Genomic DNA, 19,618 nt, shown 5'->3' with positions numbered 1-19,618 from the left:
CTTGCGCTACTATGGGGGAGCATGAAAATTCCATTCAATTTACCGCCTAAAAGCTCGAACGAAGAGAAGTACATTTCTCAAGCCATCTCCAATAAAAAACTCAGCGGAGAAGGTCAGTTCAACAAAAAATGCACGGAATGGTTCAACAAGAATCTTCCCACCCTGATGACCGTCATCACCCCGTCTTGTACTTCCGCCCTTGAAATGGCCATGGTTTTGGCTGACATCGGCCCGGGTGATGAAGTTATTCTGCCATCTTTCACCTTCACCTCCACCGCCAACGTCGTGGCCCTTTATGGTGCCATCCCGGTTTTCGTGGATGTGGATCCCAAGACCATGAACATCGATGTTGATGCCATTGCCAAAGCCATCACCGCACGCACGCGTGTGATCATGCCAGTGCACTATGCGGGCGTGGGCTGCGAAATGGACAAAATCATGGAGCTTGCGAACAAGAACAACATCTGGGTGGTGGAAGACGCCGCTCAGGGTATCTTTGCTTCCTATAAAGGCAAAGCACTGGGAGCCTGGGGCCACATGGCGGCCTTCAGTTTCCATGAAACCAAGAACATCGTCTGCGGCGAAGGTGGTGCACTGACCATCAATGACCCCCGCCTGGTGGCTCGCGCTGAAATCGTGCGCGATAAAGGGACCAACCGTCAGCAGTTCCTGAATGGCCAAGTGGACAAATACACCTGGCAGGACAAGGGATCTTCCTATCTGCTTTCTGAGCTATCCGCTGCGTTCCTGATGTCCCAACTGGAAGAGGGTGAAAAAATCACCGCTCGCCGTATGGCCATCTGGAAACAGTACTATGACGGCATGGCAGACCTTGAAGCCGCTGGCAAAGTTCAGCGCATGACTGTTCCGGCAGATGCCAAAGCCAACGCGCATATTTTCTATTTCCTGCTGCCGACCATGCAGACCCGCATTGAGCTCTGGTCCTACCTGAAAGATGCCGGAATCCAGTCCACGTTCCATTACGTGCCTTTGCATTCCGCGCCTGCGGGTTTGAAATATGGAAAAGTCAGCGGCAGCATGGCTGTCACTGATGATCACTCGGCCCGCTTGCTGCGCCTGCCTTTGTGGGCGGATATGACAGCGGCGGATGCGCAGTTCGTCCTGGACGAAGTTAATAAATTTTTTAAGGGGAAATAAATGAAGGGTATTATTCTTGCCGGAGGTGCCGGTTCTCGCCTTTACCCAATGACCCGGGTCATGACCAAGCAGCTTCAGTCCATCTATGACAAGCCGATGATTTATTATCCGCTGAGTATTTTAATGCTGGGTGGGATCAAAGACATTCTGATCATCACATCACCTGACGACCAGCCCCTGTTTAAAAAACTTTTGGGTGATGGTTCTCAATTCGGCATCAACCTTTCTTACGTAGTTCAGGAAAAGCCAAATGGACTGCCTGAAGCCTTTGTGCTGGGTGAAGATTTCATTGGTGATGACGATGTCTGTCTGATGCTGGGTGATAATTTGTTCTATGGCGATCTGACTTTCTTCCGCGAGGCGATCAAGGCCCAAAAAGAAAAAGCCGGTGGCCTGAATGGACGTGTGTTTGCTTACTATGTGGCGGATCCGTCTGCTTACGGCGTGGTTGAATTCGACAAGAACACCAAAAAAGTCAAATCCATCGAAGAAAAACCAAAAGTTCCAAAATCCCAGTTCGCCATTCCGGGTCTGTACCTGTTTGACAAAACTGTGGCCAAACGTGCGAAATCCCTGAAACCCTCCCCGCGTGGTGAAACCGAAATCGTGGACCTGATCCTGAGTTATCACAACGAAGACACTCTGGGTGTGGAAATGATGTATCGTGGTCTGGCGTGGCTGGACACGGGCACTCCGCGTTCACTGCTGGATGCAGCGTCTTTTATCGGCGCCATCGAAGAACGCCAGGGCATGAAAGTGGCCTGCCTGGAAGAATGCGCTTACCGTATGAAATTCATCACTCTGGAACAACTGCAGAAGATCACGGCTGATTTGCCGAAATGTTCTTACCGCAGCTACCTTGAAAAAATCATCTCTGAGGAAATCTAGTTTATGAAACAGACAGTTCTACTGACCGGTTGTGCCGGCTTTATCGGATCCAACTTTATCAAGACCATCACCTGCCGAGACAGCATCAAGGCTCAGTATGACTTTGTCATCCTGGATGCTTTGACTTATGCCGGCCGTCTGGAAAATATTCAAGCCGAACTGGATGCACACAAACACCTGACTTTTGTTAAAGGCGATATCCGCGACACGAAGCTGGTTCATGACCTGTTCCAAAAATACAACTTCAGCGGTGTTTTGAATTTCGCAGCCGAATCCCACGTGGACCGTTCTATTGAAAATCCGAACATCTTCGTTGAGACGAATGTTCTGGGCACTTTGAATCTGCTGAAAGAAAGCTTGAATCTTTTTGAAAAGAATCCGTCTTTCAAATACCTGCAAGTTTCCACAGACGAAGTTTACGGCACTTTGCAAATGGAAGATCCGGCCTTCACTGAAGAAACCCCGATCACGCCGAACAGCCCGTACAGCGCCTCCAAAGCCAGTGCGGACCTGATGTGCCGTGCGTTCTTTGAAACTTATAAAATGCCAGTGGTGATCACCCGTTGTTCCAACAACTATGGCCCTTACCAGGTCGAAGAAAAATTCATCCCGCTGATGATCAAACGCGCTTTGGCCAATGAAAAATTGCCGATCTATGGCACCGGCATGAATATTCGCGACTGGATCTATGTGGATGATCACAATGAAGGTGTGTGGCTGGCCTTCACTAAAGGCAAAGCTGGTGAAGTCTATAATCTGGGTGGAAACTCGGAACGCCAGAACCTGGATGTTGCCAAGATGATTCTAAAACATCTGGGCAAACCGGAATCCCTGCTAAGCTTTGTGACGGACCGTAAGGGACATGATTTCCGCTATGCGATCAATTACTCCAAAGCACAAAAAGAACTGAACTGGCAGCCAACGGTGCGTTTTGAAGAAGAAGGCCTTGGCAAGACCATTGAGCACTTCAAATCCCTATGGGCGAAATAAAGGTTCTTCACTGCATCCAGTCCCTCAGCTGGGGCGGGCTTGAAATATACACCACGGAACTGATTCAGAAGCTGGCTGAAACCGGCCTGAATCAGCGCGTGCTGTGCTCGGCCCACTCGCGTGTGGCCGAAGAACTGAAAAAGACCCCGGTGGAAGTCATCACCTTTCCCGAAAAAAAAATCTCGAAACTGCAGGAAGCCCGTTTGATTCGCAGGATTGTGCGCGAACACGGGATCACTCACCTGCAGTCCCACACCCGTCTGGATATGTGGGCTTGCGTGCTGGCGCGCTGGAATTCATCCACCCCCAAGCACGTCTACAATCTGTACATGAACGCCCCGGCGAAAAATGATTTATTCCATCGCTGGATGTTTTCCAAAGTCGATGCCTTGTGTTCATCGTCTGAATTTGTACTGAGCGAAGCCAGCAAGAATTTCCCGATTGATCCATCCAAACTGACTCTGATGCGCTATGGACGAAAAACTGAAGAGTTTAATTCCAACCCCGAAGCCCGCCTGGCCTTGCGTGAAAAGCTGGGCCTGAAACCTTCCGAATTGGCGTTCGGAACTTTGTGCCGCCTGGATGCCGGTAAAGGCGTGCGTGAACTGGTCGAAGCTTTGGATCACCTGACGGACGACGAAGTTCAAAAAATTCACATGGTGATTGTGGGTGACCCGACAATTGAAAGCCGCGACAGCAACGGTCAAGTCACCTATGAAGCGCAGTCCTTGGAGCTAAAAAACTGGATTGAACAAAAGCAGCAAGAACCTCGCCTGAAAGGGCATTTGCATCGCATTCCATTCCAGCGCGACTACATCCCGTACATTGATGCTTTGGACGTGTTTATTCTGGCCTCTTACAACGAAACCTATTCGTTGAGTGTGCTTGATGCCATGCTGATGGAAAAGCCTGTGATTGGCACTGACGCTGGCGGAACGACCGAACAGGTCGGAAAGAACGAACGCGGCTATCTGGTTCAGCCGAAAGACCCCAAGAGTTTGTCCGAGGCCCTGAGGTTCTATATTCGGAACCCAGATATGGCCCGCGAACAGGGCCAAAAGGCCCGCGCTTGGACACTGAACCAGCATCGCTGGCAAAGCACCCAAGAACAGACACTTAAATTGTACAAAGATTTGATGAAGGGCGCGCTTTAAAAAAGCTTAAGGTACGCCCAGGAATCTCAAAGACTGAACCACGACAACGACCAAAACGTAGGCCGCGACGTTAAAGACCACCAATTGCATCATCGCAAATTTCCAGGAACCGGATTCACGAATCTGGACACCCACGGTGGACATGCATTGAAGGGCAATCAGGAAGAAGATCATAAGACCAATAACCGAGCTGACCGTGAAGATCTTTTCACCGGCCGAGTTCGTGGCTGTGCTCATCTGAGTCAACAACGCCTGCTGCTGGGAATCCTCATCAGTGTCCGTGATATTGAAGGTCACCGCCATAGAGGACACAAACACCTCACGTGCGGCAAAGGCTGAAATCAAGCCCACACCCACACGCCAGTCCACACCCATCGGTTGCACAACGGGCTCAATGAACTTACCCGCGCGACCCACATAGCTTTCTTCCAGCTTCTGATGCGCGTCTTCGGTCTGATAATTCGGGAAGGTCGTTCCCACCCAGATGATCACCGCGAAAGTGAAGATGATCGGACCGGCACGTTTCACGTAAGATAAAGTACGAGTCCACGCCTGACGTAAAATCACGCGCAGCTTAGGACGGCGATAAATCGGAAGCTCCATCATAAAGAAGGACGGCTCCGTGCGCGGAATGAATTTGCTGATGATACCTGCAGCAAATGCCCCAACCACGATAGAACCCAGATAAAGCGCCGCCATCGCAAGACCGGCATAAAGTGCCGATTCACCATGGAACAAGAACGCAATACACAGAGCATAGACCGGCAAACGTGCCGAGCAGCTCATCAAAGGCACCACAAAGGCCGTGATCAGACGATCCTTGGTGGACGGGATATTGCGAGTGGCGATGATCGCCGGCACCGCACAGGCAAAGCCTGACAGCAACGGAACAAACGAACGACCGCTCATACCCAAAGCCGAGAACGGACGATCAATCAACGTCGCCGCACGGGCAAGATAGCCAGTGCTTTCAAGCAATCCGATAGCCACAAACAAAATAAAGATCTGCGGAACAAAGACCATGAACGCCGCAAAGCTTGTGACCACACCGTTAGCCAGGAAATCCGCCCACAAAGTGCCCGGCCCCCAGGCTGCCACTGTTTCTGCAAAGCCCGTGAACCAGCCGTCGATCAAGTCCATGAAAGGTGTTGCCAGCCAGAACACACTGGCAAACAATCCGCCCATGATCAGAATAAAGAACAAAATACCAAACCACGGATGCAACAACACGCGATCGATCTTTTCCGTCGAGGCCACGATACGATTCAAACGTTCCTGCGCATGATCAGTTTTATGCTGAAGAGCTTCCTGCGCAATGCGCTCGCACTCTTTCAGTTTTTCTTCCTGCTGAGCAAAGCCCCATGGCACAGGACGGGATGGTTTCTGGGAAGACCCCAGCTTCCCGGCTGCCGACACGATCTCAAGCAATCCGCCAGCCAGCAAACCATCAAAGGTCAATACCGGACAGCCGAAGGTTTTTTCAAGATAAGTCAAATCCAGCTCGACACCTTCACGACGCAAAAGATCCGACATGGTCACAACCACCATCATCGGGAATCCGGTTTCCTTCATCTGCATCACAAGTTGCAAGTGACGGGACAGCTGAGTGCCGTCCACCACCACGATGATGCCGTCGATTTTATCGACCTTCGGATTTTCATAGATAGAACGAAGAGTCACCCATTCGTCAGCACTCTTCGGGTGCAGACTGTAAGTGCCCGGAGTGTCCATGGCCTGCAGACCTTCACCCAAGTGAGAAGCCAGATGCCCCAAGGAAAACTCGACCGTGGCGCCCGGATAGTTCACGGTTTTAAAACGAGAACCCGTCAGCCAGTTATAAAGAGTTGTTTTACCAGAATTTGGAGCCCCAACCAGAGCCACACATTTATTAGCCAAAGTTACTTCAGCGTCACCAGAGCGCATGCCGCCTCCTCTTTTCTCAAAGCCAGGAAACTGGTGTTGAAACGAATCAGCAAGGGACCTCCAAACGGAGCTTTCCCCAAAATAGTGATGATAGAGCCGACTCTTAAACCCATTTCGTGCAGACGTTCACGCAAAATGTCCTCACCAGCAAAACCGGTGATTTCGACGGACTGGCCTGACTTGATTGTCATGTCGTGTAAATTCATGTTTTCCCCTGACGATATGCTTAGTTACGGGGTCTAGGAACTAAAGGGAAGTCCTTTGACCACCCCCTTTATCATTGAAAGCCAATTGAAAATAAGTCCAAAATAGCCTCACTTTATTCCGCCTTAAGTCTGGTTTTTAGGACCTTTGGTTAAGTTCAAAACCAGCCTACCGATCCGAAATCTATATGGATTTTGGTATTAAGACTTCAATCGGTATTGGCAGCTTGATCCTTATGACTTCCTTCACGGCGGAAGCCTCGCAGGTGTTTTACAGCCCGTCGCTGTGCGCCCCGGAGCACCTGACCTTGTTTGTCACCAACAACACCAACGAACCTCAGCGTGTGTGGACCCAAGTGCGCTACGGCGCCGAAATCGACGAACGACACCACGACCTGGAAGCCAAAGCTCAGATCAAAATTCGCGGCACCAGCTTCTTGCCGGAAGCTCAGGCCTTTTCCGTCAAAGCCTGGGACAAAAATGTCCTTCACGTCACCAGCTCTTGCGCGGATTCTTTCAGTACTCCTTTAACTGATACGACATCCCCAGAAATCACGCACTGGCTGCCCTCTTCGGTACAAAGTGTGAAACTTCATTTATTGAACCTTTACTTGAAACCCAACACTGTTCGCCTGAAAGCCTTCAACCGCCTGGGCGCCGTGATTGGCGAAAAAGAACTTAAGCTTGAGAAGTATTATGATACATCAGCGTTCAAATGGAGCTTGGACCAATCCGTAGCCCGTATTGAAGTTCGGGGCGCAGAACGACTGCACTCAGTGCTTAGTTACGACAATGGCTCGGGCGAACAAGTAAGCCCTTCGGTGGCGCTGAAACCTGTGATGTTGCCGGTGGATACCGCAAAAACTTACTTCCTGGTTTCAACCAAAGACCCCCAAGCGGATGAAGCGTTTGTGATTGCTTTGGACAAACCTGAAACCATCGCCACGGCTCGCGAACAGATTCGCAATCCGAATTTGGAAAAAATTGTGGTGGCGGGAATTGAACTGGGAAATGGCGGATTCAACCGAGCGTTTCTTTCCCGCGACAAGGCCCCTTATTCATGGTCGGTGAACCGCGTGGACGCCTTTGCAGACTTTGCACATATCGATTGTGATGGCAGTCCTGAATTGACCGAAGAACGTCTGGAACAGAAGCTGAATGAAGGCGGACGTATTTGTTTCTGGCGCTACCGTGTGGTGCGCGAGCTGACCGCCAGCGAAGTTTCCAGCGGCAAACTTAAGCCCTGGACGGCACCACCGTAGAGGCACCCTGCCCTGCGGTTTCTGCGACATAGACGCGCACACTTTTCACACCATACTGTTTGAACTCCGCATGGAATTCTTCAGCCAGCAGGCGGGACAGTTGCTCCACGCTGGTGTTGGTCACCGGCAGTAAAGACACCTCTTTGACCGGGAACACATAAAAACGATCACGGAAAGTCACTTCCAGCGAATTGCCGTTTTTTTTGAATTTCATGTCTTTTTGATTTTCTGGCAACAGCACCATTTCGTCCCACTGATCCAGGCGGGCTTTGATGTATTTTTTAAACACATTGAAATCAATGAAGTAACCGTCAGAATGCAGTTCTTCTTCGGAAGGCGTTTTGATGTCGACTTTGACCTGGTAGTTATGACCATGCAGGCGCTCTGCGTGTGTTTCATCAAAGATCAGAAAGTGCGCGGCAGAGAACTTGAAATTTTGTTTTGCCAAATGCAATGTGGTCGTGGACATACTCACCTCGGAATGACTATAGTATTAGCATGAAATTCGAACTGAAACAGCATTTTCAAATTGAATCGGCGCGATTCCTGCCTCACCTTCCGGCAAGCCATCCGTGCTCTCGTATGCATGGGCACAGCTTTAAGTTGATTCTGACTCTGGTGGGCGACCTCGATCCCAAAATTGGCTGGGTGATCGATTACAACGACATCCAGGCCGTGATGAAGCCTTTCTTGGACCAGATTGATCATCGCGTTTTGAACGAAGTTCCGGGCCTTGAAAACCCGACTTCCGAACTTTTGGCAAAATGGCTGTATGACAAGGCCCGCCCGGTTCTGCCGACGCTGGTGAAAGTCACAGTGGCGGAAACTCCAGCCACCGAGTGCTCTTACCCTGTAATTTAAGCACCCCTCTGTCCCGGTGAAATCGCCCCATGAAATACTGGGGCCTATGCCGGGATTTCTGATTTTGATTTTATTCCTTTTTCCATTTCCAAGCTTCGCAGATCATCTGGATCTGCTAATTTACCGCGCGCCGGAACCTTTAAACTGGCAAAGCCCGGGACGCCTGGTGCGCAGTATGACCAGGAATCTCAGCGCCAAAGTCAGCGGCAAAGACTATCCTCACCCGATTTCCCATGTGAACATCCGTCTGCAATGTGGCCGGGAAAAGCCTGTCTATCGAGGCATGACTTCAATTAAATCCAATGGCGCTTATCTGTGGGACTTTATGGTGAAAGGCGTTTCGCTGGACACGATGCTGATTAATCAAACCGGGCGCAGCTATTCAGAACAAGAGATCCTGACTTGGCTAAAGCCGTTGACGGAAAAAGGTTATGTCCGACAGCTTCGATTGCTTCTGAATTCAGACCAATGCGCACGCCTGCGCCGTTATGTGGATCTTTATCAATCTACGGGTTTAATTAACATTTACGGCGGATTAAGGTCCGATCCTTTGCTGGGACAAGGCGCCGGATGTTCGGCCTTTGCCGTGAGCTTCCTGCGCATTCTGGGGCTGGAATCAGCAGACCTGCGCAAAGCCTGGCAGCGAACCCTGCACATGCCTTTAGAACTATTAAGCGTAAAATACGACCGGGCCCGCATCAGCTTTCTGGGATACTTGCGCGGAAAAGACCGCCCCTGGGCTTCACCTCAGGAAGAACATATTGTTCTGAGGTTCTGGGATCCGGAAAAAATGTTTCACTGGGTGGGTGGCGCTTATCGTGAATGGGATGTTCGGGGTCACGCCTCCCCGACCAAACCCCTTTTGCCCTGGTCACGCGAGGTGTTTGAAAACACCGTGCAATATCATTTCGACAATCGTCGAAGGCTTCTAACAAAAGAGGAGGTGCAAAACACCTCCTCTAAAACTTGTCGCAATTTTCAAAAATGCCCGTGATTACTGGAAGGACTGCAAGATGGCCTGCGCCACTTCAGCCGGCTTGGAAAGGGCCGGCAGATGGCCGCTGGCGATTTCGCCGGTCTTTGCCATGTCAGTGCGTTTTACGTATTTTTTCTGAGAAGCCAGGCTGACGATTTTATCCTGAGTCGTAAAGATATAGAATTTAGGAATCTTTGCAAAAATCACTTCGTCATATGTCACCGGATTTGCGCCCGCCGCGAAGGACTCAGAATACAGCTTCACTTGAGGCAGATTCTTTTGATCCAGAGTGGAATCCATGTTTTTAAAGAACTGCTTTGGCTTTTTAGGAGTGATGCGCTCTTTACCGAAGGTCACAGCCTTCGCATAGACTTTTCCGTCAGACTTTTCCAAAGAATCAAACGGTTTTTCGCCTTTCAATGGAACCAAAGCCGCCAAATAGATAATGCGCATGATTTTCTCGGGACACACACCCACCATCTGGTTGATCACGGCCCCACCGAAGCTGTGCCCGACAACCACGGATTTTTCCGGGATCTTTGCACAAACATCCTGAGCCATTTCCATCAGTGTCGCTGATTGTTTTGGGTCGCGACCCAGCAGATCCGGGGTCAGAACTTTGTACTTATCCCCCAACTGAGCCTTAACCTGATCCCAGCTGCTGCCATCAAAGTGCGAGCCATGAATCAGAACAAGCGTTGGAGTCACTTCAACCACTTCCGCTTTTTTCGGAGTGTGCGAGCAGCCCGCTGAAACCGCCAGGGCTGCCAAAGAAATCAAAACGTTTAACTTTTTCATCATTACCATCCTTGATAATTTTGAGAGTTTTATGGATTTTTGATCAGATCCGCATTCACACGCACAGAAGGCCCCAGGTTCATGTGACCTTCAAACTTCTGACGGAAGCTTGGAGGATACAACATCACCACGGTGGAACCCATGCGGAACATGCCCAGCTCGGATCCTTTGTGAACCGGGATCTCAGGGCTGTAGTGTTTATGCTCAAAGATATGAGGGCCTTTTTGATTGCCGCGGATTCTTTCATCAAAGCTCAGCACAATGTGACCGACGTTGGTAGCACCCACAAAGACCACACCCACCGGGCCCAGATCTGTTTCAATCTCCACCAGAACACGCTCGTTCACCGAAAACAAATCCGGAACGTTCGTGGTGCTCCACTCATTTACCGGCCACAGTTCGCCTGGCATATAGCGCACATCCGTGATGTTGCCGTCCACCGGGGAATGCACGCGGTGATAGTCTGTCGGGCAAAGATAGTAGGTCATAAAGAAGCCGCCAGCCCATTTCTTATCGCAGTCCGGATCTTGCGTGAAGTCCTTCAGCTTGTAAGTCAGACCCTTGGCTTGAATCAGGGTGCCATTATCAATAGCCGCAGCCTGAGTGATTTTACTGTCTGCCGGATGAACCGCCCAGCCCGTGCCCACCGGACGAATGCCTGCTTTCAGGCGGCGAACGAAGAACTCGCCAATGGAAGGATACTGGTCATAGGATTTTTCAGCCTCGGCCAGATCGATGTTATAAAGCCACGCAAAGCCCCGGATAGACAGGCGTGCCCACAAAGAAGGCCCCTTCCAGTGCATAAAGTGACCGACCCAGCGGCTAAGACGACGTTTTGGTAGAATTCTGGTAATTGCTGACATAGAAATCTTTATATCTGCAATAGACCCCTTTGTCACCTAAAGGACTTTCTAGTACAGTGTATTGAAATCAGACCCTAATTTGGACCCTAAAAAGGTCCCGGAGGCAGAATGTCCAAGATTATTCAGAATCTTGAAATCCCTATTGATAACGACCTTGAAGAAAAATTGCAGTGGCTTGTCCCTGAACATGGTCCTTATCGCATTCTGCGCCAATCCGTGGATGCCCGCCGTTCCCACTCCCCGCATTTCGTTTATACCGTTGAGGTCGCCGAAAAAGGCGAAACTTTGGAGCTGCCAGAATTCAAGCTGGAGAAAATCAAAAATCCCAAAGAAAAGCCCCTGATCGTCGGCACAGGTCCCGCAGGTCTATTTGCGGCGCTGCGATTTGTAGAAAGAGGCGTTCCTTGTGTGCTGTTTGAGCGTGGCTCTGACAGCGGCGAGCGCATCAAAGGGATCAATCAATACTGGCGTTATGGAAAGCTTGATCCGCGCAATAACGTCTGCTTCGGTGAAGGCGGTGCGGGTCTTTATTCTGACGGCAAGCTGATCACCCGTATCAAGTCCCCGCACATTCCTTATGTGATGAACCGCCTTGTGCAATTCGGCGCTCCGGAAGAAATCCAGTGGTTGTCAAATCCCCATGTGGGCTCTGACCGTATCCGCCGAGTCATTCCAAAACTGCGTGAATTCCTGCGCGCCAATGGTTGCGAAATTCATTTTAACACTCAAGTGACTGAGGTCCTGACCGAAGGCTCCCAAGTTGTTGGTGTGCGCACCGAACACGGCACTGAATTCAGATCCCCGCATGTGGTGATGGCAACGGGCCATTCGGCCGAAGACATGATCAATCACCTGCGTGACCTTGGCGTGAAACTGGATGGCAAGTCCTTCGCCATGGGGCTTCGTGTGGAGCACTCCCAAGCCTCCATCAATAAGATTCAATACCGCCAGTTCTCGGAACATCCTAAACTGGGTGCCGCCAACTATAAACTGGCTCATCACGACAACAAAACCGGCATCGGAGTTTATTCCTTCTGTATGTGCCCGGGTGGTTACGTACTTTCTTCCGGCACTGAAGCCGATGGCATCGTCTGCAACGGGATGAGTAACTACAATCGCAACTCGCCTTACGCAAATGCCGCGATTGTTATCAGTATTGATCACGATAAGAACTTTGGAGATGACGTGTTCGGGGGCATGAAGATGCGCCGTGAACTTGAAACCCGAGCCTTTAACTCCGTTGTTGCCGCTGGTGGAACACGTGAGCTTCCTGCTCAGAACCTGTTGGACTTCCTGCAAGGGACCAATTCCAAGACAGGTCCCCGCGCTTTGCGCCCGGGTTCTTCCCCCTCGGGAGCATTGAACATTCGCCTGGATGAGCTGCTGCCAAAGAACATGGTGACTCGTCTGCGTGAAGGCTTTGAAAAATTCCAAGGCAGCATGAAAGGCTTCTTAACTGAAGAGGCTCAAGTGTACGGCATCGAATCCCGCACCAGTTGCCCGGTTCGTGTGACCCGCGACGATGAAACTTTGGAGAGCGTATCACACAAGGGTCTTTACCCTGCAGGTGAAGGCGCTGGTTACGCCGGAGGAATCACCTCGGCAGCCTGCGACGGCATCCGCATCGCCGAAAAAATCATCGCACAACTATAACGCGTCGTTGCCAGAAAAAACAACCAGGCACCTTTTGGGTTGGCTTGATGATTGCAAACTCCTTCGATTGTCCAAATTGGAGGAGGGAAAATGCAATTTAAACCACTAATTGGAGTCATTGTGACTCTGATGATCGGAGTTTCCGCGTTTGCGGCTCCGCAAGAAAAGACTCAAGATCTACTGACCCGCACATCTGACACTGCCCTGACTGTTCGCGGTGAACTTTCTAAAAACGTTTATCGCCAGGAGCCTTATCAGGACAACTATACTGAGCAAGTTCCGTATCAGGCTGAAGAAACCTATTATGTAGACGTTCCTTATCAAACGACTGAAACGTACTACGAACAGGTTCCTTACACGGAGCGTGTTTCCTATACCGACTATGAGGAATACTGGGACTCTGAATACCAGTGCAAAAACGTCACAAAATACCGCCAGGAATGCTCCAACCAAAGACTTTGTGAACCAGGTGGCCGCACCTGCCAACCGATCACTGAGTGTGGCACCAACGCCCACGGTGAGCGCATCTGCAAAACCCGCAACGAATGCACTGAAGGCCCACGCGTTTGCCGTGATGTTCCTTCCTGCCGTCAAGTTCCATACACAGACCGTGAATGCGGATACGAGCGCGTTCGTAAGACCCGTGCTGTGACCAAGTGGCGCGACGAAACTCACTACCGTCAAGAACAGCGCACTCGCACTGTGACCAAGTACCGTTCTGAAGCCCGCACCCGCACTGTCACTAAATACCGTGACGAAGTTCGTTGCTGCGTGACTCGTTACCGTGATGTGTTTGATCATCAGTACACTCAACCCGTGGCTGTGATCTTCCCTCAGGAAGCGGCACTATTGGCTGGAGAAAAAGAAACCGTTCAAGTTGTTCTGCGCGGCACTGAGGCGGCTCCCGAGGTTCAGATTAAAGTGAACTCTGCCATCTTTGCTTATGAAATTGCTGAAGTTCGTCAGGATGGTCGCGAAAAAGTCTTCGTTCTGAAAACGTCCCCAAAGTGGAATGAAACCAATGCCGGCACAAGCACTGTGCAAGGTTTGAAATTGCAATTCACCAAAGGTCAGGGACAGATTCTGTTCACTGAAACCGTGGCCGCTCCTCGCGTGACTTCCGTGTATACTTTGGAAGTTCGCGATCAGCAAAGCCAGGCCGTTTTGTTCGAACACCGTCTGCAGTCCACAGAAGCGAAAGCATTTGCAATCGCCACTCCGGGTCTGGCTCGCGAGGGCAAATACACCGTGCAATTGCATGTTGAACGCCACGGCGCCAACGTGGTTTCAGGTGCATTGAGCTTTGACCAAACTTCCAGCTACGAGAAAAAAGAGCTGGATCGGGATGAGGTTCAGACTTTGAAAAATTCTGCCATGGTTCAACTGGTTCGCATTGATGGTGCTGGCGCTGAGCGCATGGTGATCATCCGCGATCAGACGGCTGCGATGGAAGAAATCCAGTCCCAATACAAACTGGTTGTGTGGAAAAAACTTTCCAACGGCAAAATCGAATGGCTGGCTGAAAAGAACTTCACCCGTGAAGCCATCACTTTGGCTAACGGCGAACTGAGCATTGCCCTGAAAGCCATCCCGGTGAATCCGGCAGCAGGCACGAAGCTTTACATGGACCTTGTGGTTCGTCGTGACAGCGCTCAGTACCTGGGTTCTCAAAAAGTTCAATTTATCGTGAATAAAACCTTCTAACGGTCCTGAAGGTTACGGCCCCGTTCCTCCACCTATGGGAACGGGGCCGTTTTTATTTTTAACACTGGACCTTTTCATCTCAAAACAAGACAAAGACTCTGGTTAAGGCCTCTCTTCAGGGGAAGTTCGGGGCATTCCACAAACACTCAACAATTGTGGCTTTAAATTTATGATGAGTGGAATGACTTTTCATCCGATACTCTTCATGAAGGTGTCTCAGCCATGAACAAAAGTGCATTAATCAAAGCTTCAATTTTCGGCGTTACAGTTGCAGTAATCCTAAGCCTGATTTCGCTTTTGTTCATGAACCGTTTCATGAATATTCAGGGCGCAAGATTCCGTGATGATTTCCTAAGATTCTATGCTTCCTCCATCGAACAAAAACTTCACAAAGTTCCACTGGATCAGGTTTCTCAGCAAAAAGACCTGCTCCGCATGGACAAAGACTTCCGACCTCCGATGCCGCCGCCTCCGAACGGAGCGATGATGGGACCTCCGCCACCGATGAGTGGAATGATGCCACCACCTCCGCGCGGCGAAGACCGTCCGCGCCCGCCGTTCAAAGGCCCCGGTGGACCTGGTGGTCCTGGTGGCCCGCGCGGTCCTGGACACCGACCTCCACACATGGATATGGAATCCTGGGTTGTGAATTCCCAAGGCGACGTTCTGATTTTCAAGAACCTGCCAAAGCTGGTGCAAGACTGGAAGACACTTCCACATCCAAAAGTCAGTAAAGAGATCCTGACAACAGAGAACTTCTTCCGCATTGGCAATCCAACAATCGTAATCAGATTGGACACTGAGGCCGAACTTTATCTGGTGATCAAAGAACCGGTCCGCCCGATGCTGGGAAATCTGATCATCACCCAGGCTGTACTGACGGCGGCGATGATTGTGATTGCTTTAATTCTGGCCATTGCCGCGATCTTTTTCTATATGCGCAAGAAATCCCTGGAAGCCCGCTCGGTCCTGCGCCGACTGGAAGAGGGTGATCTTAAAGCGCGCTTTGAAATTCACCGTCTGGATGAATTTGGCGGCCTGATGCTGGACTTCAACCGCATGGCCGAAGAAATCGAAAAACTGGTGGGCCGTATCCACGCCACCGAAAGAACCCGCAAGCAGTTGCTGCAGGAAATGGGTCATGACCTGCGCACACCGCTTACAAGTCTTAAGACCTCTTTTGAGACCCTGCAGATCCATCACGACAAACTGTCAGCCGAAAAACGCGGCGAACTGTTTGATGTCCTGATTCGCGAAATTGATTATTTCAAGGATCTGATTGAGCAACTGATGACTATTGCGTCTTTGGATGAACCGCACTTCAAGGCCAGCACCGAACGCATTGACGTGATGAACCTGCTGACCCAGGAAGTCCGTCATCGCCAGCACAGCGACACGAAAATCAAATGGAGCCTTGACGGCGGCACCGTGCCTGCAGTTTTAGGCGACAGCCATCTGATTCAACGCCTGATTCGCAATGGACTTGAAAACGCGGAACGCTATGCGGATTCCACGGTGGACGTGCGCGTCCACGAAGGTTCTGATTCCCTGACTATCGAGATTTCTGACAATGGCCAAGGACTGGATGCGGAAGCACTGAAAAGCTTCGGTCAGCGCCGCGAATTCCGCGGAAGAAAGATCACCAAGAACGGTCATTTCTCTTTGGGACTGGGTTCTGTGATCATGAAAGCCATCACCGATCTTCACAACGGTGTTCTGAACATCGAAAACCGCACCAATGACGGTCAAATCAAAGGCGCCATTCTCAAGATCACCCTGCCCACTTCCAAATAAAAAAAAATAAAGCCACCCTTTCAAGGTGGCTCAAAAAGGTCCAGATGCGAGGCGGAGGCGGACCCTCGCAGCGCAGGCGTGCTCCAAGCACGTCGTAGCGAGAAGGTCCACCGACAACGAAGTCAGATCGACCTTTTTCAGCCGCCGACTACAGATTACGGCGGTATTGGCCGCCGACTTCGTATAACGCCTGAGTCATTTGATATAGACTGCAGTATCTTGCGGCTGTCATCAGAGCGCCGAAGATGTTGCCGCCGTTCAGAACGGTGTCCTTCAGGTTTTGCAACGACTTGGCACCTTCAGAAGCGTGATCGCCCTGATACTTGTGAACGTTGTCCAACTGAGCGTTTTTCTCTTCGTAGGATGCACGGGCCAGTTCAATCTTTGGCGGAACGTAGTCTGCCGCCATCGTTTTTGGATCGATGAAGGTGTTCACACCAATAATTGGCAAAGTGCCGTCATGTTTGAGGCGCTCATAGTACAGAGACTCTTCCTGGATTTTGGAACGCTGATACTGCGTTTCCATTGCACCCAAGACACCGCCACGCTCGTTGATTTTTTTGAACTCATTCAAGACCGCCTCTTCAACCAGATCGGTCAGCTCGTCGATGAAGAAAGAACCCTGCATTGGGTTTTCATTCATGGTCATGCCGAATTCACGGTTGATGATCAGCTGAATCGCCATCGCACGGCGAACAGATTCTTCCGTCGGTGTGGTGATTGCTTCATCGTACGCGTTCGTGTGCAAGCTGTTGCAGTTGTCATAAAGAGCAATCAAAGCCTGCAAAGTCGTACGGATGTCATTGAAGTCAATTTCCTGCGCATGCAGAGAACGACCGGAAGTCTGAATGTGGTACTTCAACTTCTGAGAGCGATCATTACCTTTGTAAAGGTCACGCATCGCCACTGCCCAGATACGACGAGCTACACGGCCCAACACGGAATATTCCGGATCCAGACCGTTAGAGAAGAAGAAGGACAGATTCGGAGCAAAGTCGTCCACTTTCAAACCGCGCGCCAGATAGTATTCAACAAACGTGAAACCATTGGACAGCGTGAAGGCCAATTGAGAGATCGGGTTCGCACCCGCTTCCGCAATGTGGTACCCGGAAATACTGACAGAATAGAAGTTACGGATTTTGCTGCGAACGAAGTACTCTTGAATGTCACCCATCATCTTCAACGCAAAATTAATAGAGAAGATGCACGTGTTCTGACCCTGGTCTTCTTTCAGGATGTCAGCTTGAACCGTTCCACGAACCTGCTGCAGGGTCCAGATCGCCAGATCTGTCCACTCGCTTTCAGTCAGCTTACGACCCAGTTCTTTTTCTTTCTTTTCAACCTGCTGATCAATCGCCGTGTTGAAATAGAACGCCAGAATCATTGGCGCCGGACCGTTGATAGTCATAGATACAGATGTATTTGGATTGATCAGATCAAAGCCCGCATACAGCTTTTTCATGTCGTTCAAAGTACAGATGCTAACGCCGGACTCCCCAACTTTACCGAAGATATCCGGACGCTGATCTGGATCCTGCCCGTACAAGGTCACGGAATCAAACGCCGTGGAAAGACGGTGTGCTGTTTCGCCTTTTGTCAGGTAATGGAAACGACGGTTCGTGCGCTCTGGAGTTCCTTCGCCCGCGAACATACGCTTAGGATCTTCATCGGCGCGTTTTAGCTGGAACACACCGGCCGTGAACGGGAATTCACCCGGCACGTTTTCAAGTTTCAAATAACGGAAGCGATCGCCCCAGTCTTTGAACTTAGGAACCACCACACGGCGAATTTTAGTGCCGGACAGGGATTCACGCACCATGGGCTGGCGAAGTTCTTTGTCACGGACTTTGAACACCAGCTCATCGCCGGAATAGGTCTTGATCAGACCATCGAAATTTTTCAGTTGATCCAGTTCTTCCGCAGTAAAGTCAGAGCTCAGGTCTGCTTCCACTTTTTTCACAGTCGCAGGATCTGCATTCAACAAAGGCGCGACTTTTTGCAAGCCACCCAATTGGGATGCTTTTTCCGCCAGAGTTTCTGTGCGTTTTTTGTATTTATGAATTGTCGAAGTGATTTCCGCCAAATAGTTCTGACGATCTGCCGGAATGATCACATGCTCTTCCGCGGACAGGATGTTGTTCTTGTACTGGGCATTTACAACCCAGCGACCCGCCTGCTTGCTTTCAAGAATGTCAGCCAAACGGAAGAAGAGCTTGTTCACTCCCCCATCATTGAACTGGGAGGCCTGAGTCAGGAAGACCGGCACCTCGACCTTTTCATCAAAGATCTTGCGCGAGCGTTTGTATTGCTTGGTCACATCACGAAGAGCATCCAGCGCCCCGCGACGGTCGGCTTTATTCACCGCCACCAGATCCGCGAAATCGATCATGTCGATTTTTTCCAGCTGGGATTGCGCACCGAAATCAGATGTCATCACGTACATGGACATGTCACTGACTTCAGTGATCGCCATATTACCCTGACCGATACCCGAGGTTTCAGCGATAACAAAATCAAAGTCCAGCTGACGGATGAATTTCAAAATATCCGGCAAAGAAGAAGCAATCTCGCGGCCTGAACCACGGGACGCCACAGAGCGCATGTACACACGGTTGCGGGACAAAGAGTTCATACGAATACGGTCCCCCAGCAGGGAGCCACCGGTTTTGCGCTTGGATGGATCCACGCACACCACGGCGATTTTCTTGTCCGGATACGCATTCAGGTATCTTTGCACCATTTCATCAATCAAAGAGGACTTACCCGCACCACCAGTACCGGTGATACCCAGAACCAGAGGTTCTTTACCGGCCTTGAAGGACTCAAGGCCAAAGGCGTTCAAAGAGAAATCCTTGTGACCGTTTTCAATGGCGGTCAAAGCCACACCCAGTTCCACCGAAGGAACGGTGTCGCCGTTAAAGATGTTCTTTTTGGTTTTGAATTCTTTTTGCTTTTCCAGCAGGTCGAAATCACAACCCTTGATGATCATTTCGATCATGCCCTCAAGACCCATGCGACGACCGTCTTCCGGGTGGAAGATCTGGGCGATACCATAGGCCTCAAGTTCTTTTTTCTCGTCAAAGACAATCACACCGCCGCCGCCGCCGTAGATTTTCACGTAACCGGCACCAGCTTCATCCAGAAGATCCTTCATGTACTTGAAGTACTCCATGTGGCCCCCTTGATAGGAGCTGATGCAGACGCCCTGGGCGCCTTCCTGCAACACGGCCTTCACCACGTCACTCACCGAGCGGTTGTGCCCCAGGTGAATGACTTCAGCACCCATATCCTGAAGGATACGGCGCATGATATTGATGCTGGCGTCATGCCCGTCAAATAGAGCGGCTGCAGTGACAATTCGGATCGGATTCTTCGGTGTGTATGCCATATG

At 50.6% G+C, this 19,618-nt stretch carries 16 protein-coding genes; 10 read left to right on the top strand and 6 right to left on the bottom strand.

Annotation, left to right across the window (positions count from 1 at the left end; all coding sequences use genetic code 11):
- Window positions 1-21 precede the first annotated feature (21 nt).
- The 4 genes from rffA to BDT_RS09245 are packed head-to-tail and all read left to right on the top strand — an operon-like array spanning window position 22 to window position 4,190.
- Window positions 22-1,158, top strand: coding sequence for a dTDP-4-amino-4,6-dideoxygalactose transaminase (gene rffA, locus BDT_RS09260; protein WP_015090976.1), 1,137 nt, complete (start codon window positions 22-24; stop codon window positions 1,156-1,158).
- Complete coding sequence (gene rfbA, locus BDT_RS09255) at window positions 1,159-2,046, top strand: glucose-1-phosphate thymidylyltransferase RfbA (RefSeq protein ID WP_015090975.1); 888 nt, start codon at window positions 1,159-1,161, stop codon at window positions 2,044-2,046.
- 3 nt (window positions 2,047-2,049) lie between these two features.
- Window positions 2,050-3,036: a dTDP-glucose 4,6-dehydratase gene (rfbB, locus tag BDT_RS09250; RefSeq protein ID WP_015090974.1), complete on the top strand. Its 987-nt coding sequence runs from the start codon at window positions 2,050-2,052 to the stop codon at window positions 3,034-3,036.
- The gene (locus BDT_RS09245) at window positions 3,024-4,190 is read left to right on the top strand and encodes a glycosyltransferase family 4 protein (RefSeq protein WP_015090973.1); all 1,167 of its coding nucleotides are present in this window, start codon (window positions 3,024-3,026) and stop codon (window positions 4,188-4,190) included. The genes rfbB and BDT_RS09245 overlap by 13 nt, the downstream gene beginning before the upstream one ends.
- 6 nt (window positions 4,191-4,196) lie before the next feature.
- Here the strand turns inward: BDT_RS09245 and feoB are convergent, their stop codons facing one another.
- Window positions 4,197-6,113 (bottom strand): ferrous iron transporter B, encoded by a 1,917-nt coding sequence (gene feoB / locus BDT_RS09240; protein WP_051026292.1) that lies wholly within the window; start codon window positions 6,111-6,113, stop codon window positions 4,197-4,199.
- Window positions 6,089-6,319: a FeoA family protein gene (locus tag BDT_RS09235; RefSeq protein ID WP_041577526.1), complete on the bottom strand. Its 231-nt coding sequence runs from the start codon at window positions 6,317-6,319 to the stop codon at window positions 6,089-6,091. The genes feoB and BDT_RS09235 overlap by 25 nt, the downstream gene beginning before the upstream one ends.
- A gap of 185 nt (window positions 6,320-6,504) precedes the next feature.
- Between BDT_RS09235 and BDT_RS09230 the strand changes: the two genes are divergently transcribed.
- Window positions 6,505-7,578, top strand: a complete 1,074-nt coding sequence (locus tag BDT_RS09230) for a BP74-related protein (RefSeq protein WP_015090970.1) — start codon at window positions 6,505-6,507, stop codon at window positions 7,576-7,578.
- Here BDT_RS09230 and BDT_RS09225 read toward each other — a convergent pair.
- Entirely contained in the window at window positions 7,553-8,047 is a 495-nt protein-coding gene (locus BDT_RS09225) for a 6-pyruvoyl trahydropterin synthase family protein (protein WP_015090969.1), read from the bottom strand. The two genes, BDT_RS09230 and BDT_RS09225, sit on opposite strands and share 26 nt — an antisense overlap.
- Window positions 8,048-8,076: 29 nt before the next feature.
- Between BDT_RS09225 and queD the strand changes: the two genes are divergently transcribed.
- Together queD and BDT_RS09215 are read left to right on the top strand one after the other, a co-directional pair.
- The gene (gene queD / locus BDT_RS09220) at window positions 8,077-8,439 is read left to right on the top strand and encodes a 6-carboxytetrahydropterin synthase QueD (RefSeq protein ID WP_015090968.1); all 363 of its coding nucleotides are present in this window, start codon (window positions 8,077-8,079) and stop codon (window positions 8,437-8,439) included.
- Between the two features lie 64 nt (window positions 8,440-8,503).
- Window positions 8,504-9,433, top strand: coding sequence for a hypothetical protein (locus BDT_RS09215; protein ID WP_235046328.1), 930 nt, complete (start codon window positions 8,504-8,506; stop codon window positions 9,431-9,433).
- On the opposite strand, the gene BDT_RS09210 is transcribed toward BDT_RS09215, so the two are convergent.
- Both BDT_RS09210 and asd read right to left on the bottom strand, forming a co-directional pair.
- Window positions 9,434-10,216, bottom strand: a complete 783-nt coding sequence (locus tag BDT_RS09210; RefSeq protein WP_015090966.1) for an alpha/beta fold hydrolase — start codon at window positions 10,214-10,216, stop codon at window positions 9,434-9,436.
- 26 nt (window positions 10,217-10,242) lie between these two features.
- Entirely contained in the window at window positions 10,243-11,076 is an 834-nt protein-coding gene (gene asd / locus BDT_RS09205) for an archaetidylserine decarboxylase (RefSeq protein ID WP_041577522.1), read from the bottom strand.
- A gap of 108 nt (window positions 11,077-11,184) precedes the next feature.
- On the opposite strand from asd, the gene BDT_RS09200 reads away from it, so the two are divergent.
- From BDT_RS09200 to BDT_RS09190, 3 genes are all read left to right on the top strand, one after another.
- Window positions 11,185-12,729 (top strand): NAD(P)/FAD-dependent oxidoreductase, encoded by a 1,545-nt coding sequence (locus tag BDT_RS09200; protein WP_015090964.1) that lies wholly within the window; start codon window positions 11,185-11,187, stop codon window positions 12,727-12,729.
- Between the two features lie 90 nt (window positions 12,730-12,819).
- Window positions 12,820-14,433: a hypothetical protein gene (locus tag BDT_RS09195; RefSeq protein WP_041577520.1), complete on the top strand. Its 1,614-nt coding sequence runs from the start codon at window positions 12,820-12,822 to the stop codon at window positions 14,431-14,433.
- 222 nt (window positions 14,434-14,655) lie between these two features.
- The gene (locus BDT_RS09190) at window positions 14,656-16,227 is read left to right on the top strand and encodes a HAMP domain-containing sensor histidine kinase (RefSeq protein WP_041577518.1); all 1,572 of its coding nucleotides are present in this window, start codon (window positions 14,656-14,658) and stop codon (window positions 16,225-16,227) included.
- Window positions 16,228-16,375: 148 nt separating this feature from the next.
- Here the strand turns inward: BDT_RS09190 and icmF are convergent, their stop codons facing one another.
- The gene (gene icmF, locus BDT_RS09185) at window positions 16,376-19,615 is read right to left on the bottom strand and encodes a fused isobutyryl-CoA mutase/GTPase IcmF (RefSeq protein WP_015090961.1); all 3,240 of its coding nucleotides are present in this window, start codon (window positions 19,613-19,615) and stop codon (window positions 16,376-16,378) included.
- Window positions 19,616-19,618: the final 3 nt, after the last annotated feature.

The organism is Bdellovibrio bacteriovorus str. Tiberius (assembly GCF_000317895.1).
Lineage (GTDB): Bacteria > Bdellovibrionota > Bdellovibrionia > Bdellovibrionales > Bdellovibrionaceae > Bdellovibrio > Bdellovibrio bacteriovorus_F.
The sequence above is the reverse complement of the archived record's forward strand: the minus strand, read 5'-3'. Positions and strand labels throughout refer to the sequence as shown.